The 23,776-nt window shown below is 64.3% G+C and carries 23 protein-coding genes; 7 read left to right on the top strand and 16 right to left on the bottom strand.

Annotated elements, in window-relative coordinates:
• Nucleotides 1-41: 41 nt before the first annotated feature.
• A complete protein-coding gene (locus JEQ47_RS12700) occupies nucleotides 42-1,199 on the bottom strand; it encodes a D-alanyl-D-alanine carboxypeptidase family protein (RefSeq protein ID WP_198876749.1) in 1,158 nt (385 codons plus the stop codon).
• 156 nt (nucleotides 1,200-1,355) lie between these two features.
• Here JEQ47_RS12700 and JEQ47_RS12695 point away from each other — a divergent pair, with 156 nt between their 5' ends.
• Complete coding sequence (locus JEQ47_RS12695; protein ID WP_198876748.1) at nucleotides 1,356-1,925, top strand: DJ-1/PfpI family protein; 570 nt, start codon at nucleotides 1,356-1,358, stop codon at nucleotides 1,923-1,925.
• Nucleotide 1,926: 1 nt separating this feature from the next.
• Here JEQ47_RS12695 and JEQ47_RS12690 read toward each other — a convergent pair whose 3' ends face one another.
• Nucleotides 1,927-4,383, bottom strand: a complete 2,457-nt coding sequence (locus tag JEQ47_RS12690; protein ID WP_328768927.1) for a beta-glucosidase — start codon at nucleotides 4,381-4,383, stop codon at nucleotides 1,927-1,929.
• 161 nt (nucleotides 4,384-4,544) lie between these two features.
• On the opposite strand from JEQ47_RS12690, the gene JEQ47_RS12685 reads away from it, so the two are divergent.
• Nucleotides 4,545-4,982, top strand: coding sequence for a winged helix-turn-helix transcriptional regulator (locus JEQ47_RS12685; protein ID WP_236020789.1), 438 nt, complete (start codon nucleotides 4,545-4,547; stop codon nucleotides 4,980-4,982).
• Nucleotides 4,983-4,990: 8 nt separating this feature from the next.
• Here the strand turns inward: JEQ47_RS12685 and JEQ47_RS12680 are convergent, their stop codons facing one another.
• Nucleotides 4,991-5,887 carry a division plane positioning ATPase MipZ gene (locus JEQ47_RS12680; RefSeq protein WP_198876746.1) on the bottom strand — a complete coding sequence of 299 codons (897 nt, stop codon included), beginning with the start codon at nucleotides 5,885-5,887 and terminating at the stop codon, nucleotides 4,991-4,993.
• A 241-nt stretch (nucleotides 5,888-6,128) separates the two neighbouring features.
• On the opposite strand from JEQ47_RS12680, the gene JEQ47_RS12675 reads away from it, so the two are divergent.
• The 4 genes from JEQ47_RS12675 (at nucleotide 6,129) to JEQ47_RS12660 (ending at nucleotide 8,584) form a co-directional block, all read left to right on the top strand.
• On the top strand, nucleotides 6,129-6,281 hold the full coding sequence (locus JEQ47_RS12675) for a hypothetical protein (protein ID WP_198876745.1): 153 nt from the start codon (nucleotides 6,129-6,131) through the stop codon (nucleotides 6,279-6,281).
• 199 nt (nucleotides 6,282-6,480) lie between these two features.
• Nucleotides 6,481-6,630: a DUF1127 domain-containing protein gene (locus tag JEQ47_RS12670; RefSeq protein ID WP_198876744.1), complete on the top strand. Its 150-nt coding sequence runs from the start codon at nucleotides 6,481-6,483 to the stop codon at nucleotides 6,628-6,630.
• A gap of 131 nt (nucleotides 6,631-6,761) precedes the next feature.
• Complete coding sequence (trmFO, locus tag JEQ47_RS12665; protein ID WP_198876743.1) at nucleotides 6,762-8,144, top strand: methylenetetrahydrofolate--tRNA-(uracil(54)-C(5))-methyltransferase (FADH(2)-oxidizing) TrmFO; 1,383 nt, start codon at nucleotides 6,762-6,764, stop codon at nucleotides 8,142-8,144.
• Nucleotides 8,141-8,584, top strand: a complete 444-nt coding sequence (locus tag JEQ47_RS12660) for a YiiD C-terminal domain-containing protein (RefSeq protein WP_198876742.1) — start codon at nucleotides 8,141-8,143, stop codon at nucleotides 8,582-8,584. Before trmFO ends, JEQ47_RS12660 begins: the two co-directional genes overlap by 4 nt.
• Before the next feature lie 139 nt (nucleotides 8,585-8,723).
• On the opposite strand, the gene JEQ47_RS12655 is transcribed toward JEQ47_RS12660, so the two are convergent.
• The 4 genes from JEQ47_RS12655 to yajC all read right to left on the bottom strand — a co-directional run bounded on the left by JEQ47_RS12655 (nucleotide 8,724) and on the right by yajC (nucleotide 13,089).
• Complete coding sequence (locus JEQ47_RS12655) at nucleotides 8,724-9,569, bottom strand: phytoene/squalene synthase family protein (RefSeq protein ID WP_198876741.1); 846 nt, start codon at nucleotides 9,567-9,569, stop codon at nucleotides 8,724-8,726.
• The gene (locus JEQ47_RS12650) at nucleotides 9,569-9,961 is read right to left on the bottom strand and encodes an Mth938-like domain-containing protein (RefSeq protein WP_198876740.1); all 393 of its coding nucleotides are present in this window, start codon (nucleotides 9,959-9,961) and stop codon (nucleotides 9,569-9,571) included. The genes JEQ47_RS12655 and JEQ47_RS12650 overlap by 1 nt, the downstream gene beginning before the upstream one ends.
• 156 nt (nucleotides 9,962-10,117) lie before the next feature.
• Nucleotides 10,118-12,685, bottom strand: a complete 2,568-nt coding sequence (gene secD / locus JEQ47_RS12645) for a protein translocase subunit SecD (protein WP_198876739.1) — start codon at nucleotides 12,683-12,685, stop codon at nucleotides 10,118-10,120.
• Nucleotides 12,686-12,741: 56 nt separating this feature from the next.
• Complete coding sequence (gene yajC / locus JEQ47_RS12640; RefSeq protein ID WP_198876738.1) at nucleotides 12,742-13,089, bottom strand: preprotein translocase subunit YajC; 348 nt, start codon at nucleotides 13,087-13,089, stop codon at nucleotides 12,742-12,744.
• Nucleotides 13,090-13,343: 254 nt separating this feature from the next.
• On the opposite strand from yajC, the gene JEQ47_RS12635 reads away from it, so the two are divergent.
• Entirely contained in the window at nucleotides 13,344-14,144 is an 801-nt protein-coding gene (locus JEQ47_RS12635; protein WP_198876884.1) for an ATP-binding protein, read from the top strand.
• A gap of 202 nt (nucleotides 14,145-14,346) precedes the next feature.
• Here JEQ47_RS12635 and JEQ47_RS12630 read toward each other — a convergent pair whose 3' ends face one another.
• From JEQ47_RS12630 to JEQ47_RS12590, 9 genes are all read right to left on the bottom strand, one after another.
• The gene (locus tag JEQ47_RS12630) at nucleotides 14,347-15,642 is read right to left on the bottom strand and encodes a M23 family metallopeptidase (protein ID WP_198876737.1); all 1,296 of its coding nucleotides are present in this window, start codon (nucleotides 15,640-15,642) and stop codon (nucleotides 14,347-14,349) included.
• Nucleotides 15,643-15,921: 279 nt separating this feature from the next.
• On the bottom strand, nucleotides 15,922-16,695 hold the full coding sequence (gene surE, locus JEQ47_RS12625; protein ID WP_198876736.1) for a 5'/3'-nucleotidase SurE: 774 nt from the start codon (nucleotides 16,693-16,695) through the stop codon (nucleotides 15,922-15,924).
• Nucleotides 16,692-18,023, bottom strand: a complete 1,332-nt coding sequence (serS, locus tag JEQ47_RS12620) for a serine--tRNA ligase (protein ID WP_198876735.1) — start codon at nucleotides 18,021-18,023, stop codon at nucleotides 16,692-16,694. The genes surE and serS overlap by 4 nt, the downstream gene beginning before the upstream one ends.
• Before the next feature lie 139 nt (nucleotides 18,024-18,162).
• Complete coding sequence (gene tatC, locus JEQ47_RS12615; protein WP_236020788.1) at nucleotides 18,163-18,993, bottom strand: twin-arginine translocase subunit TatC; 831 nt, start codon at nucleotides 18,991-18,993, stop codon at nucleotides 18,163-18,165.
• A complete protein-coding gene (tatB, locus tag JEQ47_RS12610) occupies nucleotides 18,993-19,736 on the bottom strand; it encodes a Sec-independent protein translocase protein TatB (RefSeq protein ID WP_198876734.1) in 744 nt (247 codons plus the stop codon). The genes tatC and tatB overlap by 1 nt, the downstream gene beginning before the upstream one ends.
• 58 nt (nucleotides 19,737-19,794) lie before the next feature.
• Nucleotides 19,795-20,007, bottom strand: coding sequence for a twin-arginine translocase TatA/TatE family subunit (locus tag JEQ47_RS12605; RefSeq protein WP_198876733.1), 213 nt, complete (start codon nucleotides 20,005-20,007; stop codon nucleotides 19,795-19,797).
• 120 nt (nucleotides 20,008-20,127) lie between these two features.
• Nucleotides 20,128-20,784 (bottom strand): SMC-Scp complex subunit ScpB, encoded by a 657-nt coding sequence (gene scpB / locus JEQ47_RS12600; protein ID WP_198876732.1) that lies wholly within the window; start codon nucleotides 20,782-20,784, stop codon nucleotides 20,128-20,130.
• A 5-nt stretch (nucleotides 20,785-20,789) separates the two neighbouring features.
• On the bottom strand, nucleotides 20,790-21,578 hold the full coding sequence (locus JEQ47_RS12595; RefSeq protein ID WP_198876731.1) for a segregation and condensation protein A: 789 nt from the start codon (nucleotides 21,576-21,578) through the stop codon (nucleotides 20,790-20,792).
• 73 nt (nucleotides 21,579-21,651) lie between these two features.
• The gene (locus JEQ47_RS12590) at nucleotides 21,652-23,697 is read right to left on the bottom strand and encodes an SPOR domain-containing protein (protein ID WP_198876730.1); all 2,046 of its coding nucleotides are present in this window, start codon (nucleotides 23,695-23,697) and stop codon (nucleotides 21,652-21,654) included.
• Between the last annotated feature and the right edge of the window lie 79 nt (nucleotides 23,698-23,776).

Genomic DNA, 23,776 nt, shown 5'->3' with positions numbered 1-23,776 from the left:
AAGGGCGCCAGCCATCGCCGGGGTGACAGCCGTACTTGTTTCTAAAGATCGGCCGGGCGTGGGCGCGGCAGGGCGACGTTGACACCGCTGACCGGAATGCTTGGGCGCAGCGTGCCATCAACGGATGCGCTTTCGACCGCGGGCGGCGTGCTGAACATCGGCATATGCGCCGGGCGCGGACGCGGGAAAGCGATGCCGGTGCGCAGGCGCCCCAGATCGACCGCAGTGTATTCACTGAGCTGGATTTCCTCGGTCAGGTAGCTCGGATTGTCACCCAGGCCCATGGGGAACTCGGCCTCCTGGGCGGCGACATAGGCCTTGGCTTCCTTGCCGCAGATCAGCGGACGCATATCGGTGGGCGGCGCGCCGACGGCATTGGTCAGGGCCAGTATGTTCTGGCCGGTGGGGCGTAGGCGGCCATCGAGCGCTTCGAGAAAGAGGCCAGCCGCCCGCTCATTGCGCTCGCGGGCGGAGGAGCCGCCCAGAACAACGGCCAACAGGCGCCGTCCGTCGCGATCCACGGTGGCGACGATATTGAGGCCCGAGGCACAGACATAGCCGGTCTTCATGCCGGTGGTGCCGGCAAAGCCTTCGAGCAGGCCGTTGTTGGATTCCATGCGCTGCTTGCCGAGATTGACCACGCCGGTATCGAACATGGGCATGTATTGGGGAAAGCTCTGCTCGATATAGAGGGCGATGATGGCGAGGTCGCGCGCGCTGGTGACCTGGGCGGGATCGTGCAGGCCGTGCGGATTGACGAAATGGGTCGCCGTCAGCCCCATGCGGCGGGCGGCGTCGTTCATCTTGGCGACGAAATCGGCCTCGTCAGTGCCCACGGTCTCGGCGATGGCAACGGCGATGTCGTTGGCCGACTTGACGATGAGAATATAAAGCGCGTCCTTGAGGCTGACGGTGCTGTCGATCTCGAGGCCCGACTTGCTGGCCGCCTGATTCCAGGCATTGCGGGAAATCTTGACCGGTGTCTCCAACGTTACCGTTCCGAGCGCGAGCTGCTCGAAGACGACATAGGCGGTCATCAGCTTGGTGAGCGAGGCCGGGTGCCACGGCTTGCCGGCATCCTGTGCGTAAAGCACATCCAAATTCGCACGGTCGACCACCAGCAGCGGCGTGGCCCAGACGGGCACGAGAGCGGCAAGGTAAAGAACCAGTGCGAGAAGGAAACGGCGGACTAAAGGCAAAGGAGAGCAACTCCGGGCGGTCGGGCAGGAACGGCGCACCTCATATCAGCCAAGGGATGCAAGCTCAAGGAAAGCGGGCTGACAGGGCCGTGAAGGTGCTGACAGGAAATGTCAGCGCATGGGGCAATGGTGTTTGCAACAGACCAGGAGACCGAAATGACCACCATCGTGACCATCCTCACACCCGGCTATGCCGATTGGGAAACTGCACTGCTCAATGCCGGCGCGCGCGAATATTACCAGATCGAGACCCGTTTCGCGACGCCGGGTGGCGAGCCCGTAACCTCGGCGGGCGGGCTCAAGGTGATGCCCAACATGGCGGTGGAAGACATCGAAGTCGACCGGGTGGACGCCATTCTCGTCAATGGCGGCACGATCTGGTCGACGGAAGACTATCCGGACATCTCGTCGGTGCTGCGCGCGGCGCATGCGGCCGGCACGACGGTAGGCGGGATCTGCGACGGGGTGACGGCGCTGGCGCGAGCGGGCCTGCTGGACAGCGTCCGGCATACGGCCAACGGGCCGGAAAGCCTGCCGGAGACCGGTTATGCCGGCGTGGCGCACTACGTGGAATCGCCGCGAGCGGTCCTCGATGGGCGGATCGTGACGGCGCCGGGCACGGCGCCGGTGAGCTTCATGGGCGCCGTGCTGGAAACGCTCGGCCTGCGCAATGGGGACCTCGACTTCTATCTCGGTCTCTACGCGGCCGAGCATCAGGCCGCCTGAGTTACACAGGCAGCATCAGCGTGGTGGAGCGCGTGACCTGCCCGGTCAGCGGCAGGTCGGCCGAGGATTGGCCGACGCGGATGGTAAAACTGCCCGCCTCGACCAGCCAGTGCCGTGCCTTTTCGCGATACCAGGCGAAAGCGCGGGCGTCGAGCAGCATGGTCACCGATCGTTGCTCGCCGGGCTGGAGATGGAGCTTTTCAAAGGCCTTCAGCTCCTTGGCCGGGCGCGGTTCGCCGGAGGCGTCGTCGCTGACATAGAGCTGCACCACGGTCGCGCCGGCACGGGCGCCGGTATTGGTAGCTGTGAGCGAGACGACGAGCCGGCCGTCGCTCTCGAAGGCGCTGTCGTCGATGACAAGGTCTGACAGGGAGAAATCGGTGTAGCCGAGACCAAAACCGAAGGGGTAGAGCGGGGTCATGCCCAGCTTGTCATAGTGGCGATAGCCGACAAAAATGCCCTCCTCGTAGCGCACCTTGCCCTCGAGGCCCGGATAGACCTCGCGATCCTGGCTATGGGCGGGATTGTCGGCCCAGCGGACCGGAAAAGTCTGTGGCAGGCGGCCGCCGGGTTCGGCCGCACCTGTCAGCACGTCGGCAATGGCATTGCCGGCTTCCTGGCCGGGGTACCAGGCCTGCAGGATGGCGGCGACATTGCCGACCCAGGGCATTTCCACCGGGCCGCCGGTCTGGAGCACAACAACGGTGCGCGGATTGGCGGCGGCGACGGCTTCGACCAGCTCGTTCTGGCGGCCGGGCAGCAGGATGCCGTCGAGATCGCTGCCCTCGGTATCCCATTCGCCATTGCGACCAATGAAGATGACGGCCGTTTCAGCGGCGCGGGCGGCGGCGACCGCCTCCGATATCTCGGCATCGCCCATGGGACGGCCGATGCCGCAGGCAAAGGCGGCGAGGCCGAGGGTGGCAAAATCCTTGGTGGCGAATTCGATGACGATTTCGTGGGCATGGCCGGCGGTGAGGTCGAGAGTACCCACGACTTCGTCGCAGCCTTCTTCGAAGAAGGTTCGACCCTTTGTCCAGTGGGTCCAGGCATCGGCGACCAGCCTGCCATCGACAAAGACTTTGGTGAAGCCGGCAGAATAGATGCCGACGCGATGCTCTCCGCTGACTTCAGGCGTGAAGGCGCCGCTGATGCGGGCGGAGAAATGCAGCGGGTCGACCTTGCCTTCGGCGACTTGGCCGATCCAGAAGGCCTGCGCATCTTCCATGGTGCCGACATGGACGGGTTCGCCGCTGAGAGTCTGGTTGGCGAAATATTCGACCGTCAGGGCGCCACGCAGCAGGGGCTCGAAGCGGTGGTTGGTGCAGCCGGGCGCGTAGGAAAGGCGGGTTTCGCCAAGCGCAGACACCAGCCCTTGCCAGGGCGAGATGCGGTAATGGGCGTTGAGCTGGGCGGAGCCGCCGCCCATGATCTGCGCGGTCTTCGCATTGGGTCCGATGACGGCGACGGAGCCGTTGCCTGTCAGGGGCAGGATGCCGTGATTTTTCAGCAGCACCGCAGCCGCGGCACCGGCGCGACGGATCAGGGCGCGATGCTCGGGACGGTCATCGGCGCGCTCGACGAAGGGCCTGTGATCGTCGAGGGAGCCGACGCGATCCATGAGGCGCAGCATGGCGAGAACGCGCTTGTCGAGCGTTTCCTGGGTGACCTCGCCTGCCTTGACCGCATCGATGAGTTTCTGGCCGCGATCGCGCGGCGGGCCGGGCATTTCGAGGTCGAGACCGGAATTGACCGTGGGCGCGGTGGAATGGGAGCCGAACCAGTCGGACATGACGATGCCGTCATAACCCCATTCGTCGCGGAGGACGGTGGCGAGCAGCCAGTTGTGCTCGGAGGTAAAGGTGCCGTTGAGGCGGTTGTAGGAGCTCATGACGCCCCAGGTGCCGGCCTTTTTCACCGCATGTTCGAAGGGAAAGAGATAGATTTCGCGCAGCGCGCGTTCGCCGACCTCGCTTGAAATCGTGGTGCGCTCGATCTCGCTTTCATTGCCGACGAAATGCTTGATGGTGGCGCCGATCCCCTGCCCCTGCAGGCCGTTGATATAGCCGACGGCAAGCTCAGCCGTGAGAATCGGATCTTCCGAATAGCATTCGAAATTGCGGCCATTGGTGACCGAGCGGTGGATGTTCACGGTTGGCGCCAGCAGCATATGCGCGCCCTTCGATTTCACCTCGTCCGCCAGGGCAGCGCCAATCTCGGTCACCAAAGGCACGTCCCAGGTGGCGCCCAAGGCAATGCCGACCGGAAAGCTGGCCGAGTTGACGCCGCCGATGAGCGAGCCGCCGCCGCGGGCGCCATTGGGGCCATCGGTGACGCGGAGCTTGCCGATGCCGAGCCGCTCGACCGCGGGGACGGACCAGAAATCCTCGCCCGACAGCAGCGAGACTTTTTCTTCAAGGGTCAATTCGCGCAGCAATTGATCGATACGTTCAGTCACATCGTCGCTCCCGGAGACTAGTCGGCGGGAGGAGACAGGGCCGCGCCGGGGCTGTCAACCGTTGCACGCGACGACAGGTTGATCACATCGGCTCCTGCCCTCTGGTATATTCCAGTAACCGTGTCTATATTTGTGCCTGAGTTACGACTATGGAGGCGCACATGCCGCTGCCCGACAAATCCACATCCCTCACCGATACGTCGCAGCATGCCAATTGCTCGGCCATGTCCGATGTTCTCAACCGCATCGGTGACAAATGGAGCGTGATGGTCGTCGGCATGCTCGGCCGCAACGGGACGCTGCGTTTCAACGAGCTCAAGCGGATGATCAACGGGGTGAGCCAGCGGATGCTGACGCTGACGCTGCGCAACCTCGAACGCGACGGCCTGGTCACCCGCACCATCTATCCCGAGGTCCCGCCGCGGGTGGAATATAGCCTCACCGAACTGGGCAAGACCCTGCAGGTGCCTATCAGCGCCCTGTGGGATTGGTCGGCCGAGAACCACCACGCCATTATCGACGCCCGCGCCATCTACGATTCGCGTGAGGTGGCGGTGGCCGCCGAAGCGCCGCGCAAGATCGCCTACGCGCGGGGCTGAAGCCCCGCTCAGCTCTCGCTGCCAGCCATATGGGCGAAGCGGCTGAGGTCACCCGACGCGCTGGCCAGCACTTCGCGACGTGCTTCCGCACGCGGGCTGGACGGCAGATTGAGGGCATTGACGAGGGCTCGGTATTCCTGGCGCGCGCTCATATGCGACATGGACGGCACACCGCCCAGCAGATCGTCGTCGAGCGGATCGAACACGGTCATGCCAGTGGCAAAGAGCGATCGGAAGATGACGCGCTCGGCGATGCCATCGGCAACGCGGCAGCCGAGGCGCATGGCAATGCGCTCGAGCATGGTCTGTACCTGGCGCATGTTGCGCGAGGACAGCATGGAAATTCGGTTGCGGACCAGGACCCAGTCGATGTTGCGACCATCGATGGACAGGCGCTCGGAACGCGCGCGCTGCACCAGCCTTGCATAGTGGCTCAGCTCGCGCGGCTCCCCGGTGACCGGATCGACCTGCGCCATGACCGAGAGGTCGATGAGGCTGTCGTTGACCGGCGTTACCAGCGTATCGGCGAGCGAATGGGCCAGCCGGGCGAGATTGGTGTCGAAGCCGGGCGTGTCGATGACGATGTAGTCCGACTTGCCCTCGACCTCGCCGATGGCCTGGCGGAACAGGTCGAACTCGATGCGGTGATTTTCGCGGGCGGAATCGCCACGCGCCAGCGGCAGGTGGAAATGCGTCGTATGCGGCAGGCTCAGGCCCTTGGCGCGCGCCCAGTCGCGCCGATTGCGCACATAGTGGGTGAAAGTCTGCTGGCGGCTGTCGACGTCAATCGTCGCCACCTTGTGCCCTTGGTAGAGCAGATAAATGGCGAGGTGGAAGGCGGTGGTCGATTTACCCGAGCCGCCCTTCTCATTGCCAACAACGATGACATGCGCGCCTTGCCGCACTGTCGACTCCCCAAATCAGTTGGCCGGAGTGTGTTGATTTGGGACGCTTCGCACAAGAGGGATCGTGGTTACTGCGACGTAAACACCGCGTGCGTCCCGTCGCCGGGCCGCCAATTGCGACAAACAGGCGAACTATCCATGCACCTGACGCATGTGGCGCCTGCCAATGGGGCACTATCCAGGAGCGTGAATGGCGCGCATCCTCCTGTTCGTACCGTGACCTCCACCATGGAGCCTGCCCATGTTTGTACGAGCCGTCTGGCGCTTGAAGCGTCTGGTCGACATCAAGCAGACGTTGCGGGAAATGGACGTTCCCTCGACGCGTGATGCCGACATTCTGGGGATTTCCGGACCGGACTTTTCGAAGATGACAAAGTCGCTCTTCGACCGCTGATCCCGATGCACCTTTCGCATAGCTTCGTGGCCGCCGGGGCGCCTCTCGGCGGCCACGAACGCGTCACAGGTATGAACGATGAATGAATGGGCACTGCTGAAGCCTTGCGCAGAACGCATGGCAAGTTTGATCAATCTCTATCTGCTCGATCAGGTCAGGCCGGACTATATCTCTCCTTGCAAACGACAGGAGAAGACCAATGGACATCCGCAAGACTTTCAAGAAATGGGCCGCTTATCAGCAGACCGTCCGTGAGCTCGCCGCTCTCGACAATCGTCAGCTCAACGACCTGGGCATTTCGCGCACCGACATCAGCCGCGTTGCTCGTGACCATGCCGATACTCTCTAAAGATATCGCCGGTTATACTTCGATCCGAACGCTCGCCTCTCTCTGAGATGCGGGCGTTTTGATTTTAGGGGCGCGTGTCGCGACGCAAACGCCGATTGCCCCGGCCTCGTGGGCTTGGTATTTGCCAGCCCATGTCAAACGAACCCATTCATATCATCGGCGGAGGCCTCGCCGGCTCTGAAGCCGCTTGGCAGGCCGCGGAAGCGGGCGCCAAGGTCATCCTGCACGAAATGCGCGGCATCAAGCGCACCGACGCGCATGAGACCGATGCCTTTGCAGAACTCGTCTGCTCCAACTCCTTCCGCTCCGACGACCACGAGCAGAATGCCGTGGGGCTGCTGCATGAGGAAATGCGGCGCTGCAATTCGCTGATCATGCGCGCGGCCGACCAGCATAAACTGCCGGCCGGTGGCGCCCTGGCAGTGGACAGGCACGGATTTTCGGGCGCAGTGACCGAGGCCATCAGCAACCATCCCAATATTACGGTCATCCGGGAGGAAGTCGCCGGCTGGCCGCTAGGGGACTGGAAGCATGTCATCATCGCCACGGGTCCCCTCACCTCCCCGGCACTGGCCGAGGCCGTGCTGGAAAAGACCGGCGAGGACTCGCTGGCGTTTTTCGACGCCATTGCGCCCATCGTCCACTATGACAGCATCGATCACGACATCGCCTGGAAGCAGTCGCGCTATGACAAGGCCGGCCCGGGTGGAACGGGCGCCGACTATCTCAACTTGCCAATGGACAAGGATCAGTATTTTGCCTTCGTGGAAGCGCTGAAGACCGCGCCGCTGCACGAATTCAAGGACTGGGAAAAGGTGCCCTATTTCGACGGCTGCCTGCCCATCGAGGTGATGGCCGAGCGCGGCGTCGAAACGCTGCGCCACGGGCCGATGAAGCCGGTGGGCCTCACCAATCCGCGCAATCCCACCGTGAAGCCTTATGCCATCGTGCAGTTGCGGCAGGACAATGCCTTGGGCACGCTGTGGAACATGGTCGGGTTCCAGACCAAGATGCGCTACGGCATCCAGGCGGAGATTTTCCGCATGATCCCGGGGCTGGCCAATGCGCAATTCGCGCGGCTGGGCGGGCTGCATCGGAACACATTCATCAATTCTCCCAAGGTTCTGGCGCCTGATCTTAAACTGAAAGCTGATCCCCGCATTCGCTTTGCCGGCCAGGTGACGGGCGTCGAGGGCTATGTGGAGAGCGCTGCGGTGGGCCTGATCACCGGGCGCATGACCGCGGCAGAAGCTCTGGGCGGTTCGCTTGAGACGCCGCCGGTGACCACGGCGCTGGGCGCGCTGATCGGGCACATTACCGGCGGGCATATCGAGGCCGAGAGCTATAGCGGCGCGCGCAGCTTCCAGCCCATGAATGTCAATTTCGGGCTGTTCCCCGAAGTGACGATCACCAAGCCGGAAGGCGTCACCCGCTGGCGCGGCCCCGAAAAGACCATCGCCAAGCGCCGCGCCATTACCGGCCGCGCGCTCGAAGACCTCAAGGCCTGGGCATGACCCCCGCGGCGCTGGCAGACTATCTCCACCAGCATATCCCGCTCTCGCGGGCCATGGATGTGTCGGTTGTGTCGGCCGGTGTCGGCGAGGTGGTGCTGGAAGCGCCGCTCGAGCCCAATATCAACGTGCATGGCACGATGTTCGGGGGCAGCGCGGCAACGCTCGGGCTGCTGGCGGCCTGGAGCGTCACCCATCTGCGGCTGGAGGCCGAGGGGATCGCCAACCAGTTGGTGATCCACCGGACCGAGATGGAATATCTGCGGCCCATAGAGGGATGCGTGCGGGCATCGGCGCGACTCGATGAGGAAAGCTGGCAAGCGTTCCGCCATGTGTTCGACCGGCGCCACCGGGCGCGCATCAACGTGACGGCTGAGTTGCTGTTCGGCGGCGAAGTGGCGGCGCGACTGGCGGGCGAATTCGTGGCGATCGCGGAGCGCTGACAGGCTTCCATACCGTCCGCCCTTCGTCATTGCCCGGCTCGACCGGGCAATCCATTTCTCGGCACGCACAGCATCGTCGCATGGACCACCCGGTCAAGCCGGGTGGTGACGGTGGGGGCTGGACTTCTGAGTTGCGGACCTACCTGTTCCGCAGCGTCCACCAGGTGAGGCGGGCGATCTTGCGCCAGTCAGGCCGGTCCGGGGGCGGCGCGAAGGGCGATGAGCTGTAGGCTTCCCAATCCTTGAGCTGCTGTTCGAGCGGCGCGATGATGGCGAAGGCCGGGCGCAAGGCTGGGGGGAGAGCGCGGATTGCGACGCGCGCGTCATCGCGATGCTTGACGGCGAGTTCGACAATCTGGCTGAGGGCCGCCTGCAGACCTTCGCTGTCCTGGCCGGCAAAGATTTCGCTTTCGCGGACGCCATTGGCTTCCAGGATGGACCAGGGCAGCATGATGCGGCCCTGAGCGGAGACGTAGCCGAAGGCGCGCAGATGGCCGATCATGGCTTGGGCGACGCCCAGATGACCGGCGGCATCCCCCTGCTCGACCGGCTTGCCGCCATTGAGGATCATGGCTGCTAGCTGGAACAGGGTCGAGGCGGTTTCCCCGGCATAGCCCTCGAATGTCTCGAGATCGGGCATGGGATCGTCGTAGAGATCGAAGCGGCGGGCGCCGATGAGGCGCTGCAGCGTGCCGACCGGAAGGCCGTATTGCTCGATGGTGGTAAGCAGGGCATCGGCGAGCGGGTTTTGGCGGACGGCACCGTGGCCGCTGCCAGTGAGCGCGTCATTCCACCATTGCAGTCGGATTTCGCCCGGCTGCGGCCCCGAGACGCGCTCACGGATGGCGGCGATGTCGGCATTGAAGGCGTAAAGCGCGGTGATGGCCGGGCGGTGCTCGGCCGGAAGGACGAGGGTCGCCAGGAAACGGTCGCGGTCGGTGTCGCGCAGGGCCTGAGCGGCGAAGTCGAAACTTTCGGCCGGCATCAGCGGGCGTTCTCGACGGCGATGAGGGCGGCGCCGACGGCGCGTTCTTCGGCAAGCAGCACGTTGTAGGTGCGCACGGCGCCCCCGGTCTGGGTGGCCTCGATGATGATCTTGCGATCGCGAAACGCCTGGCGGATGGCCGGATCGATGGCGGTGATGTCAGCGCCGAGGCCGATCAGGAGGACGTCAAGACGGTCGGCCTGATCGAGCACCGGCTGCAAGCTTTCGAGCGTCAGTTCGGCGACCGAGGCGACAGGCCAGCCGGTCATGCCGCCGGGCAGGCAGAGCAACGAGCCCTTGTGCGACATGTCGGCGAAGCGGAAGCCGCCATTGCCATAGGCGTCGATGCCGACCTGCTGGGGGAAATGGGCTGTGGAAGTTTCACTGGTCATGAGTGCTATTGTCTCAAAACTCTCGATGTCATCCCGGCGCAGGCCGGGATCCATCTTGAGGTCTCAGGATGGACCCCGGCCTTCGCCGGGGTGACAGCCGGTGGTCTGGACCAGCTCTGCTGCCCCTCTCCATGGAGGCAAGCAGGATCGCATGGCTTACACGGAGGCGCCGTCGTTGGTCTTGGCCTTCTTGCTCGCCTCTTCAGCGGCGACTTCCTCGTCGGACTTCTGCTTGAGGCCGAAGTTGATGAGGATCGGGCCGTTGATGATGACCGACGAGTACATGCCGACGAGCGAGCCGAAGGTCATGGCGATTGTGAAGCTGCGCAGGGCCTCGCCGCCGAACAGCACCAGCGGCACGAGGGCCAGGAGCACGGTGAACTGCGTGAGCGAGGTTCGGACGATGGTCTGGTTGATCGACAGATCGATCAGCTCAGGCAGCGGCATCTTGCGGTGTTTCCGCAGATTTTCGCGAATACGGTCGCTGACCACCACGGTCTCGTTGAGCGACAGGCCCACGAGCGTCAGCACCGCGGCGATGGAACTGAGGTTAAATTCGAGTCCCGTCAGCGAGAACAGGCCTATGGTCATGATGATGTCGTGCGACGTCGTCGTGACCGCGGCCAGGGCGAACTGCCACTCGAAGCGGAACCAGATGTAGATGAGAATACAGACAAGCGCGATGATAACGGCGATGGTGCCGGTCCAGGCGAGTTCCCCCGACACGGTGCCGCTGACGGCCTCGACGCGGCGCACCTCGTAGGCGTCGCCGGCAAGCGCATCCGTCACCTGCTGGACGGCGATCTGGTCGGCCGACTGGCCGCCTTCCTGCGCCTGCACGCGCACCAGAACGTCTTCGGGCGTGCCAAAGCCCTGGACCTGGATTTCGCCCAGGTCGAGATCGGTCAGCAATTCGCGCACGCGACCCACATCGGCCGGGCCGCCGACATGCTGGACCTCGATGGCGGTGCCGCCCACGAAGTCGATGCCGAGGTTGAAACCCTTGGTGAAGGCGGCGCCGATGGAAACCAGCGACATGATGATCGAGAGCGCGATGACATAGCGCGAGATCTTCATGAACGGGATATTGGTTCCATCCGGAATGAAGCGGAATTTCTGGATCTTGAGCACCTTGGGACGGGTGCGCTTGTACCAGAGATGCACCTGGAAGGAGGTGACCGTGTAGGAGGTGAAAAGCGAGGTCAGGATGCCGAGGCCGAGTGTGACGGCAAAGCCCTGCACCGGGCCAGAGCCCATGAAATAGAGCACGATTGCGGCGACCAGCTGGGTCAGGTGAGAGTCGACGATGGTGCCCCAGGCGCGCTCGAAGCCGGCATTGATCGCCTGCAATGGCGATTTACCCGCTCGTTGCTCTTCGCGCATTCGCTCGTAGATCAGCACGTTGGCGTCCACGGCCATACCGATGGTCAGCACGATACCCGCTATGCCAGGCAGCGTGAGCGTCGAGCCGAGCATGGAGAGCGCGGCAAAGATCAGGATGATGTTGAGGATCAGCGAGACGTTGGCGAAGACGCCCCAGATGCCATAGGCGATCACCATGAAGGAGAGGACCAGCACCGACGCCACGATGCCGGCGGTGAGACCGGCCTGGATCGAGTCGGCCCCGAGGCTGGCGTCTACGGTGCGCTCCTCGATGACGTTGAGGCTGGCCGGCAGCGCACCGGCGCGCAGCAGCACGGCCAAGTCGTTGGCGCTGGCGGTGGTGAAGCTGCCGCTGATCTGACCCGAGCCGCCGGTGATCGGCTGCTGGATGACTGGGGCGGTTATGACTTCGTCGTCGAGGACGATGGCGAAGCGCTGGCCGACATTGGCCGAAGTGAGCTCGCCGAAGGTGATGGCGCCGCGGGTGTCGAACTTGAAGCTGACGACCGGGATGCCGCGCTGCTGGTCATAGGCGGGCTGCGCGTCAACAAGGGATTCGCCGCCGATGGACACGTCTTCATAGAGCAGCTCGCGGCCGCCATCCTGGCTGGGCAGGATCATGGTGCCAACCGGCAGGCCCTGGGCCTCGGCCTGGTCGGCGGTCATGCCCGGATAGACCATGTGGAAGGTGAGGCGCGCGGTCTGGGAAATGATGTTCTTGAGGCGGGTGGAGTCACCGAAGCCCGGCACCTGCACCATGACGCGCGTATCGCCCTGGCGCTGGATGGTGGGTTCGGTCGTGCCCAGTTCGTCGATACGCGAGCGGATCACCTCGATGGACTGGGCCACCAGGGAGCTCATGCGCTGGGTGATGCCCTCTTCGGTGAGGGCAATGGTGAGCTTGCCGTCCGTCGTTTCGCCAAAAGTGAGCTCGTTCACCCCCGCCCCGGCCGAAAAGAGGCTGTTGCTGAGGGTGTTCTGGAGCGCCTGGATGGCGGTTGCGGCGGCATCTTTCTGGGTCGGATCGGTCAGCTCGATGGTGATCGAATTGGTAGCCGGGTCCGTGGTGATGATGTTGCCGATGCCGTTCTGGTTGGCGAGCACGTTGCGCGCGTCGCGCCGCAGATCGCTCAGCCGCTGCTCGACAATGCCGTTGCGGTCCACTTCGAGCAGCAGGTGCGAGCCGCCCTGCAAATCCAGGCCGAGAACCAGTCCGGGCTGCGGCAGCCAGCCAGGCAGCGATTCCTGCACGTTCTTGGGCAGGAAATTGGGCGCTGCAAGCAGGATACCCGCGATAGCGACGAACAGAATGACGATTACGCGGAACGGCGACTGGTTCATTAAAGGCGTCCTGAAAAGGCATAAGGCCGGAGCCTTGGCTCCGGCCGGTACGGCGCTTAGGCCGGCTTGTTGTCGTTGACCGGCTCGGACTTGGAGCGCACATCGGCGACCATGCCGCGCACGACCTTGACCTTGACGCCCTGAGAAATCTCGACTTCGAGATCTTCACCATCGACGGCCTTGGTGACCTTGCCCACGAGGCCACCGGTGGTCACGACAGTGTCGCCACGGCGGATGGCGGAGAGCATCGCCTGCTGAGCCTTGAGACGCTTCTGCTGCGGACGGAAAATCAGCAGCCAGAAAATCAGCACCAGCAGCGCAATCGGCATGAGCTGAATAAAGATGTCAGTCATGCCGCCAGGGGCCCCAACCGCATCCTGCGCATAGGCGGGCGTTACAAACATCAGGCGAACTCCTTATCGATTCTTTTTCATGAGATGGGGCGGCCCGGTCCGGTGTCATCGGGACGGTGGACGCTATCGGGCTTGCCTGCACTTGCGCCCCGGCCAAAATCGCGCGGACTATACATTTGGGGTTTGCTTAATGCAAAGCCAATAAGGGCGCGCAGATTGACGCGCCAAAAGCGAAGGACGACGTGGTGAAAACCAAGGACTATCTGGACAGGATTGCCGATGCGCTGGAGACGATCGCGCGGTCCATGACCCAGGACGAGACGGCCGGCTTCACGCTGGGCGACGCCAATGCCTATCACTGGCAGGGCGAGGATAGCACCATGCTGCCGGTCGCCAAGGTCAGCCGCGTGCCGCTCGCCATGCTGCGCGGCATCGACCATGTGCGCGACCTCTTGCTGACCAATACCGAGCAGTTCGCCCGTGGCCACGGCGCCAACAATGCCCTGCTCTGGGGGGCGCGCGGCATGGGCAAGTCATCGCTGGTCAAATCCATCCATGCCGATATCGAAGCGCGCGAGGGTTTCGAGCGGCTGGTGCTGGTGGAGATCGCGCGGGAGGATCTTGAGACCCTGCCCCACTTGATGCGGGCAATCTCCGGGCAATCCGCACGCTTCATCGTGTTTTGCGACGACCTGAGCTTTGACAGCGGCGAAACCAGCTACAAATCGCTCAAGACCATTCTCGATGGTGGTCTCGAGGGGCGGCCCGACAATGTGCTGTTCTATGCCACTTCGAACCGCCGCCACCTGATGCCGCGCGACATGATAGAGAACGAGCGCTCGACAGCGATCAATCCGAGCGAGGCGGTGGAGGAGAAAGTGTCCCTCTCCGACCGGTTCGGCCTCTGGCTCGGCTTCCACAATTCGGACCAGGATACGTACCTGGCGATGGTCTCGGGCTATGCGGAGTATTACGGGCTCGCCATCGATGCCGAGGCGCTGCGGGCGCGGGCCATCGAATGGGCCGCGACACGGGGCGCACGTTCGGGCCGCGTGGCGATCCAACTGGTTCGGACACTCGCGGGCGAAGAGGGCAAGGCGGTTTGAGGCGTGCTATGCGGGCGCTCGATCCCTCCACGCCGTCACCACCGGGTTTATCCCGGTGGTCCATGCAGTGCCAAGATGGATTGCCGGGACAAGCCCGGCAATGACGAAAGATGGAAGAACCCGCACGTGAGCTGACAGCGCATCAAAAGAAAAAGGCCGGAGCACCACTTCCGGCCTTTTGCAGCTCTGGAGGGTAGTCAGTTCAGCTGGCGAGCAGCGGGACCGGGTCGACCGGTGTTGCGCCCTTGCGCAGCTCGAAGTGGAGCTGGGGACGCGACACGGAGCCGGTCTGGCCGACCGTGCCGATGGAGTCGCCGCGATTGACCACGGCACCCTTGGCGACGCTCATATCCTTGAGGTGAGCATAGGCCGAGACATAGCCGTTGGGGTGGCGCACCAGGACCAGGTTGCCATAGCCTTCGACGCCGGAGCCGACATAGATGACCGTGCCGTTTTCGGCGGCCTTGACCGAGGAGCCTTCCGGCACGTCGATATTGATGCCGGTGCCACGCGAGGCGGCGAAATCGGTGATGACTCGGCCCGAGACCGGCCAGCGGAACTTGTCATTGCCGGAGGCGACAGGTTCGGCCGCAGCAACCGGCGCAGGCGACACGGCAGCCACCTGGGTGGGTGCGGGTGTGGCAACCGGTGCCGCGACGGGCGCGGCGGCCGGGGTGGTGCCCAGCGGAGCCGGGGCAGCAGCGGTCTGCAGCGTATTGGTGGTGGCCAGATTGGCCGGACGATTGTCGGGCAGGCCCGGTACGGCCGAGACGGGCGCAGTGCTGGCGACCTGGACGCTGGCGGTGTTCACCAGATCCGAGCGGCCCGGGATGACGATCTTCTGGCCGACGATGATCTTGTCCGGCGAGCTCAGTCCATTTGCATGGACGATGGCCTGGGTGGTGACATCGTACTTGCGGGCAATGGTGTAGAGCGACTCGCCGGCGGCGATGGTGTGGGTATAGGCGTTGGTATTGGCGGCGGCCTGGACCGGGACGCTGGAATTGACCGGCAGGACGGCGCTGGACGGAGTGCCCATGGCAACGGCGGCAGGCGCGGCCGGCATTGGGGCAAGAGTTTGCGGAGCGGGCATGGCTTGCGTGGTTCCCATAGGTGACGACGAACTCAATGCAGGAAGGGCCTGGGTCTGCACCGTGGAGCCGGAGCCCCCGATCGGCGAAGTCATACCGGACGGCTGCATGAGGCCATTGCCGACCGGCGCGGGGGGCAGCGTGCTGCCACCAGGCCAGGATGCGCCGACATTGGCCGGCGGCAAGAATTCCATGCTGGCGACCTGCACGCTCTGAGGCGCGCCGAGGCTCGGGGGCATGGGCTGATTGAGTGTTGCCGGACCTGTCGGGGCGGCCGAGCCGGTGACGGTGGAGTCGCCAAAGCGGCTCCCAAGGCTCGAACAGCCGGACAATCCAACGGCTGCGATCATGATGCCAGCAAGGGCGACCGCACTTCTATGGGTCCGCGGAAAAACGCGATTACTCATCGGCTTTACTCGTACGCAGGTACTCAACAACTGAGCTTGACGCTACGCCGGTAAGGTAAAGACGAGTTTAAAGCCGATGCGATTTGAGCGAATTCGTGGCGCGGTGATTCAGAGGTGGGTAAGGTTAAAAGGAGAAGGCGCGATCACGCGTGCGGGAGATGGTAGCGAGCACCCCTCGGATCGACTCGAAGCGGAATGCCATGTGGTGAGAGGCCCTCGGATCAAGTCCGAGGGCGACACTGTGTGGGGAACCCTCGCACAGGTTCGATATAGCGAGGACTATCGCGCCTTGAGCGCCATATTGCCCAGCCGTGCGAGCGCGCCCTGGTGCGTCTGTTGCAGGGCAAAGGGGGTGACGGTGATGGCGTTGCCGCGGCGGAGCACTTCGAAGTCGGCTTTGGGGTCCAGCGGCTTTGGCGTCTCGGGGATTGCCATGAAGAATTTGCCCGGATTGTCGCTTGCATAGTGGCGTATGGGCGAGCGGGAGAATCGCTGGTGCGGCACGGCGACAAGGCCGGTCACATCATCGCCGTGGCAGAACGGGAAATTCACGTTGTAGAAGACGTCATCGCCAGCATGGGCTGCCACAAGCGCAGAAACGACCTCGGCGCCGTAGCGGCGCGCATTGCTCCATTCGGGGTCGCGCGTGACTTCGTAATCCATGGACTGACTCATGGCGATGCCGATGGCGCCCTGGAGCACGCCTTCGCGGGCGCCCGCGGCCGTGCCAGAGCAGTTGACGATGTCGCCCAGGTTCTGGCCGGCATTGACGCCCGACAGAACCAGATCGGCGGGACGATCTCCAAGCACATGGGTCATGCCGGCGACCACGCAATCGGCCGGGGAGCCACCAGTGACGGAAAATCGGCGCGGACCATGCTCGACGAGTGCCAGTTCGCGGCCGAAGCTGAAGCGGTGCCCTGCCCCGGACTGGTTGCCATCGGGCGCGACGATCCAGACATCGTCGGAGATCGCGCTGGCGATCTCGGCCATGATGGCAATGCCCGGCGCGTCGACGCCGTCATCATTGGTGATGAGGATGCGCAGGCTCATCCCCGGCCGCCGATGGATGTCACGCCGCCCATATAGGACTGGAGCGCCTCGGGGACGAGCACCGAGCCATCTTCCTGCTGATAGTTCTCGAGAACCGCGATGAGGCAGCGGCCGACCGCCGTGCCCGAACCGTTGAGCGTGTGGACATAGCGCGGCGCCTGCTTTTCGCCGGAAGGCCGATAGCGCGCTTCCATGCGGCGGGCCTGGAAATCACCGCAGACCGACACCGAGGAGATTTCCCGATAAGTGTCCTGGCCCGGCAGCCAGACTTCCATGTCATAGGTACGTCGGGCGCCAAAGCCCATGTCGCCGGTGCAAAGCTTCATGACCCGATAATGGAGGCCGAGCTTTTGCAGCACGGTCTCGGCGGCAACGAGCATGCGCTCATGCTCATTATCCGCTTCCTCGGGCGTGGTGATGGCCACCAGCTCGACCTTGTTGAACTGATGCTGGCGCAGCATGCCGCGGGTATCGCGCCCGGCAGAACCGGCTTCGGACCGGAAGCAGGGTGTCAGCGCGGTAAAGCGCAGCGGCAGCTCTTCTTCGGCGATGATGGATTCGCGGACGAAATTGGTCATCGGTACTTCGGCCGTGGGGATCAGCGCCAGACGCCCTTCGCCATGGGGGGTGAAGAACAGGTCCTCCTCGAATTTTGGCAACTGACCGGTGCCAAAGAGCGCATCGTCGCGCACCAGCACCGGGGGCTGGACTTCGAGATAGCCGTGCTCGGTCGTGTGCAGATCGAGCATGAACTGGCCGAGGGCGCGTTCGAGGCGCGCGAGCTGGCCCTTGAGCACCACGAAACGGCTGCCCGACAGCTTGGCGGCGATTTCGAAATCCATATTCGTCTCGGCGACGCCGATATCGAAATGCTCCTTGGGCGCAAAGGCAAAGCTCGGCTTGGGCGCGCGCGCCCGGGCCGCCGTTTCGGGCGAGCCGTTCAAACCGAAATACTCGACATTGCCGCCCTCGTCCTCGCCATAAGGCACATCGTCCATCGCCATATTGGGAATGGTCGACAGGGCGTCGCGCAGTTCCTTTTCCACCGCACGTTCCTCGGCCTCGCCGGCCGGGATGATTTCCTTGAGGCGTGCGACCTCGGCCATGAGTTCGGCGGCTTTCGCCTCATCCTTCTGGGCCTTGGCCTGACCGATCAGCTTGGAGAGGCTGTTGCGCTTTTCCTGGGCCTCGTTGAGGCGAACGATGATCTGCCGACGACGGTCGTCGATGGCGATGAGATCGCTGGAGCGGACGGAGACATTCTTGCGCTGCGACATGGCCTTGTCGAAGGCTTCGGGATTGTCTCGGATCCACTTGATATCAAACATCGCACATGCGGGCCCCTGCCCGCCTCCTTTGGTGACGCGGACTGTTTACGGACGTGGTCGGGGGGGCGCAAGGGGAAAGGGGCCCAAGGCCCCTCGCCCGCCGCTACGCGCAGACCTCTCCCCAGAGGGAGAGGCAAGATCAGGCCTGCTCGACGTTCTTGGCTTCCTCGGCGGCGAGGGCGGCCTTGCGGCGCTTTTCAACCATGCGGACCGAGAGGATGGCCAGTTCGTAAAGGCCGTACATCGGCAGGGCCAGGCCGATCTGCGAGATCGGGTCGGGCGGGGTAATGAAGGCGGCGACGATCAGGATGCCGACAATGGCGTAGCGACGGCCTTTCTTGAGCTGCTCGACATTGATGAGGTCGAGCTGGGCCAAGAGAGTCAGGACCACGGGCAACTGGAAGCAGACGCCAAAGGCGAGGATCAGCGTCATGGCAAGGCCGAGATATTCGGAAACCTTGGCCAGGAGCTTGATTTCGTCGGTCTGCATGCCGGCAAAGAAGCCGAGCGCCATGGGCAGGACGACGAAATAGACCATGGCCGCGCCGAGCAGGAAGAAGACCGGTGTGGCGATGAGATAGGGCACCAGTGCCTTGCGCTCGTGCTTGTAGAGGCCGGGCGAGACGAAGCCGTAGATTTGCGTTGCAAGATAGGGGAAGCCGATGAACACGGCGCCGAAGAAAGCGAGGTTCACCTGGGTGAAGAAGAATTCCTGCGGCGCGGTGTAGATCAGCTCCATGTCGCCCGGATCGGCATAGATCGAGCGATAGGGATTGAGCAGGATATCGAATATCTGCCCGGCGAAGAGGAAGCAGACGATCATCAGCACCACGATGGCGATGGCGCTGTGGATGAGGCGCTTGCGCAGCTCGGTCAGGTGTTCGAGCAGCGGAGCCTCGCTGCCGGCCAGCTCATCTTCCGGCTCGGCCATGGACTTGTCTTCGATCTGCTGCGGCTTGCTTTCGGCCATTATTCGCTCTTTCCGGCGGTGTCGGCCGGTTTCTTGCGTGGGGCGCGCGGCTTGGCGGCAGGCTTGTCACCGGTGGCCGGCGCCGGCTTGGCAGCCTTGGGAGCGGCCGGCTTGGTAGCCTTGGGAGCGGCCGGCTTGCGGGCAGGCTTGTCCGCCGCCGCTTCGGCCTCAGCCAAGGCGGCCTTGGTGCGTGCTGCCTTGGTCGAGGCAGCTGCCTTGGGCTTGGCGGTGGATTTGGGCTTTGCCGCGATCGCTTCCGGTTTCGGCGCGGTGACGACATTTGGCTTGCCGGGCGTGCGCGCGGCCTTGACGGGCTCAGCCTTGACCGGCTCGGCCGCTGCGGACTTGAAGCCGTAATCGGCAGCCAGTTCGTCGTTGGACTTCTTGGCGGGTGCCATGCCGGCCTGCTGCTGGATTGCGTCGACGACGCTTTCGGTGTTGGGATCAGTCGGCTTCAGCGCGCCGGTCGGAGACTGCGTACCATCCTTGCCGATGGCGTTGAAATCACGACGGATTTCGTCTGCGGTCTTTTTGAGGGGCGACGTGATCGAGGTGCGCAGATTGCGGACTTCATCGAGGCCGGTGGTCTTGTTGATCTCGCGCTGGAACTCACGTCCCATGCGCTGGATCTGTCCGATGACCTTGCCAACCTTGCCCATGACCACGGGCAGGTCCTTGGGGCCGATGAAGATCAGCGCAACGACGCCGATCACCAGCATCTCTGTCCAGCCTAGGCCGAGCATGGATTTATTCTCCGAAAGGCGGCGCGCCGCCTGCAGTGGTGGCTAGCGAAGGGACGCCTCAGGCGTCCTTGCTGCGATCCACTTCACGGGCCTCGACTTCGGCAGACGACTGAATGCGCTCGGCCGGCTTGTCGTCGTCCTTCATGCCCTTCTGGAAGGCTTTGATGCCGGAGGCGACCTCACCCATCATGCCGGAAATCTTACCGCGGCCAAACAGCAGGATGACGACAACGGCAACGACGAGGATGCCCCAGATAGACGGCGCGTGCATAGTATTCTCCCTAGAAGTCCAGATACGCGTTACACGCGATAGATAGACCGAGAAATAGGTTTAATCGCGCCCAAACACAAGAACGTGTAGCCCCCGGGCGTGATTCAGCGCGGGGAAAGGTCAGATTTCCCCGTCTTCCGGCTCGGGGTCGCCCAGGTCGGACGGGTCGAGCGGGTCCTCGTCGTCGCGCAGCCCGCCGTCGAACGGCAGCGGGATCTGCAGGTAGGCCGGGAGGCGGCCGGAGAGCAGGCCCGAACCCTTCAGTTCATCGAGACCGGGCAGATCAGATAGCGCTTCGAGCCCGAAATGATCGAGAAAGGCTTCGGTCGTGCCGTAGGTGACGGGCCGGCCGGCTGTACGGCGGCGGCCCCTCATCCGGACCCAGCCCGCTTCCATCAGAAGGTCGAGCGTACCCTTGCCCGTGGCGACGCCGCGCACCTCTTCGATCTCGGCGCGGGTCGCGGGCTGGTGATAGGCGATAATGGAGAGGGTTTCGAGCGCAGCACGGGAGAGCGGACGGGTTTCGTGTTCCTCGCGGCGCAGGAGGAAGCCAAGGTCCTCGGCGGTCCGGAAGGCCCAGCCCTCACCCCGCCGGACGAGATTGATGCCCCTCCCCTCATACTGGGCCTGCAGCACCAGCAAGAGGCCATTCACATCCGTGCCCTCGCCCAGGTAGGGCGCCATGTCGGCAGCGCGCAGCGGCTGGGCGGAGGCGAAGAGCAGCGCTTCGACGATTCGCAGGGAGCGGCGCAGCACGTCGCCGGTTTCGTCTTCCATCCCGATCACCGCGGCTCTTTCCGGCGACGGCGCATAAAGAGCGGCCCGAAGGTTTCGGTCTGGCGAATGTCGATTTCACCCTGTCGGACGAGTTCGAGGCTCGAGGCAAAGGTGGAAGCGCGTACTGTGGCGCGTTCCGACGGACGGGCGAGATAGTCCACCAGATAGGCATCGAGCGACACCCATTCAACGCTGTCGCCAATGAGACGCTGCAGGATGTCGCGGGCATCCTGGAGGGACCAGACCGTGCGCAGGCGCGGCGTGTATTCGGCGGTGATGCCGCGCTCGCGCTGGCTGGAATAGGCCTTGAGCAGGTCATAGAGGCTGGCCTCCCAGATGGAGCGCCGGGCAATTTCGATGGGCTCGGGTTCACCGCGGGCATAGATCTGGAAGCCGAGGCGGGGCCGGTTCATCAGGCGGCTGGCGGCCATGCGCATGGCTTCGAGCCGCTTCAAACGAAACTGCAGCATGGCGGCAAGCATCTCGCCGCTCGGCTCGTCGTCGCCCTGTGCCTGGGGCACCATGAGCCGGCTCTTGAGATAGGCGAGCCAAGCGGCCATGACGAGATAATCGGCGGCGACCTCGATCCGGCGTTCCCGCACGGTATCGATAAAGGCGAGATACTGTTCGGCCAGTGCCAGGACGGAAATGTTGGCCAGATCGACCTTCTGGCGTCGCGCCAGATCGAGCAGCAGGTCGAGTGGGCCTTCATAGCCACCCACATCGACATGCAGGACTTCATCGGCAGGCGGCGGGGCCGGCGTGTCGAACCAGTTGGTTTCTGCCTGTGTCATCTGCCGTCAGTGGATATGGCGTGTCGCCCATCCTTGACGCTGGTGCGAGCCAGCGTCAAGCGACGGACATCAGCTAGAGCACGAGGCAATCGCCGCCGGCGGCCTTCACATTGGTGCAGATATTGGCGGCGCCTTCGCGCGACGCGGCCGGCACCAGCACACGGTAGTAGATGCCGCGTTCGCCCAGATCGACGCGCTGGATCTGGGGGGATGCGCCGCCGAACAGCACGCCATAGCGGGTGTTGATGGCTTGGACGGTTGCTTGGGCCTCTGCCTCGCTGCGCTGGGAGGCGAGCTGGACATAGGCGGCGGCCGTGCCGGTCGGCGCCGTTGCAGTGGGTGCTGCCTCCTGCGGCGCGGCCGCGACCGGCGTGGTGGCGGTGGTGGTGGTGTTCGGCGCGGCCAGGGCGGGCGCGGCATTGGCGGAAGCGATAGCCGCCGAAGCCATGGCGGAGAAGTCCGACGGACGCTGCATCGGTACGGTCACGCTGCGGCCGGTGATGGGCTGACCCGTGGCGTCGACGACGGCAATGCTCGATCCCGGTTCGGCAGCGGGTGCCGTCGGCGTCGCGGGCACCGTCGCAGGGTCGATCGGCGTGGTGGCGGCGGCCGCTTCGGCCTCGGCCGAGGCATTGGCGATCAGGTCGGGCGTGGTGAAATCGGCGCCCGGCACATCCGGCACGTTGGGGCGATCGACCGGCAGGATGGCCGTGCCGGCCATGCTGTCGTCGCCACTTACGATAGTGCCATCGGGACGCACGGTGACGGTGCGGACCTTGCGATTGACGAGCCCATCCTGGTTCGGATCGACAGTCGTGCCGGTGGCGTCAGGGATGACTCCCGAGGTCGCGGCGGGCGTGTTGGCCGCCACCACGGCTTCGGTATCGGACTGGTCGCGGGAGACGATCTGCTCCTCGACATTCGCGGAAGCGCCGGAGATCTCATTGAAGACCACCGACTGCTGGGCCGACGCGCTGGTGTCGACTTCGGGCACTTCCTTGGTGGGGGTGGTATCGGCGACGATGACGGGGGCGGGTCCGGTGGTCGCGCCACCCTGCCCCAGCAGCCAGTAAAGGCCGAAACCGGCAATGGCCAGCAGACCGACGGCAACGAGCGGCCCGGCAACGGCGCGGCTCATGCGGAAGCCACGAACGCGGGAACGCGCGGGCGCCACCTCGGGTTCGGCTTCCATGGCGATATCATCAACGTCCGGCGAGCCTGCATTGACCCATTCGACATGGGCGCCGGTCGCGGCAGCGGCGGCAAGGATGGCCTCGTCCACAGAGCCGATGGCAGCCGGCGCCGGGGCGGGCTGCGCCTTGGCCGGCTCGGGGATGACCGGCTCGGGCATGACCGGGGTCGCAAGGCTGCGCAGCGCCGGTGCCGGTGCCGGGCTGGCCGTATTGAGGCGAACGGCGGGACCGACCAAACGCTCGATCTCGTCGAGCGGATCGACGGCATCGTCCTCGCGAGCGCGTGCTGCCACCTCGGGACGCGGAGCCTGGGGGGCTGGCGTGGGCGCAGGCTCACGCGCGACGGGTGCAGACGACGCGACCGGCTGGGACGAGCCCAAACCAAAGACCGGAGGGACGCCAAAGCTGTCAGCAGCAGGCTTGGCCGGAGCGGGCGCGACTGGCGCGGCGGACTCAGGCTGGCGGTCGGCGCCGAGATCGGCGGCAAGTTCGGCTGCGATCAGGTCGGCAAGGCTGTCGTGGTCGAGTTCCCCGGTCTCGTCGGCAGCGGAAACCGGCTGCTCGGCGGGCGGCACAGGCTGAGCCGGCGCAACAACCGGAGCCGGCGTCGTGGGAACGGGTGCAGGAGCGGCTGGCGGCTTGGCGACGGACGGCGTGAAATCGAAATTGAAGGGGAAGGCTTCGTTATTAGCAGAAGCAGCGGGCGCAGCGTCGGCACCGGGAATGCGCACGGGCGAAGCCGGCGCCTGATTGGACGCTAGATTGCTTGAAGCGGAAAAGTCAAAACGCGGCCCGGGCGCGTCGCCCGGAATACGAATCGGCGCCGACTTGTCGTTGGCCGGTGGCGGCGTCACCTTGGCGTCGTCGGCCATGAGGCGTGCCAATTCGGCGATGAGGTCGTCCGGTGCGTCAGTCTGTGCGGCCATTGATTGCGGTTTCGCTGTCGTCTTCAGGCAGCGCCCCTAGAATGCGGATAGTCCTGTCAAGGATTTCGCCGCGAGTGTT

Origin of the sequence: Devosia sediminis, assembly GCF_016411825.1 — a bacterium.
GTDB lineage: Bacteria > Pseudomonadota > Alphaproteobacteria > Rhizobiales > Devosiaceae > Devosia > Devosia sediminis.
Note: the sequence above shows the minus strand (reverse complement) of the source record. Positions and strands in the feature narration are given on the sequence as shown.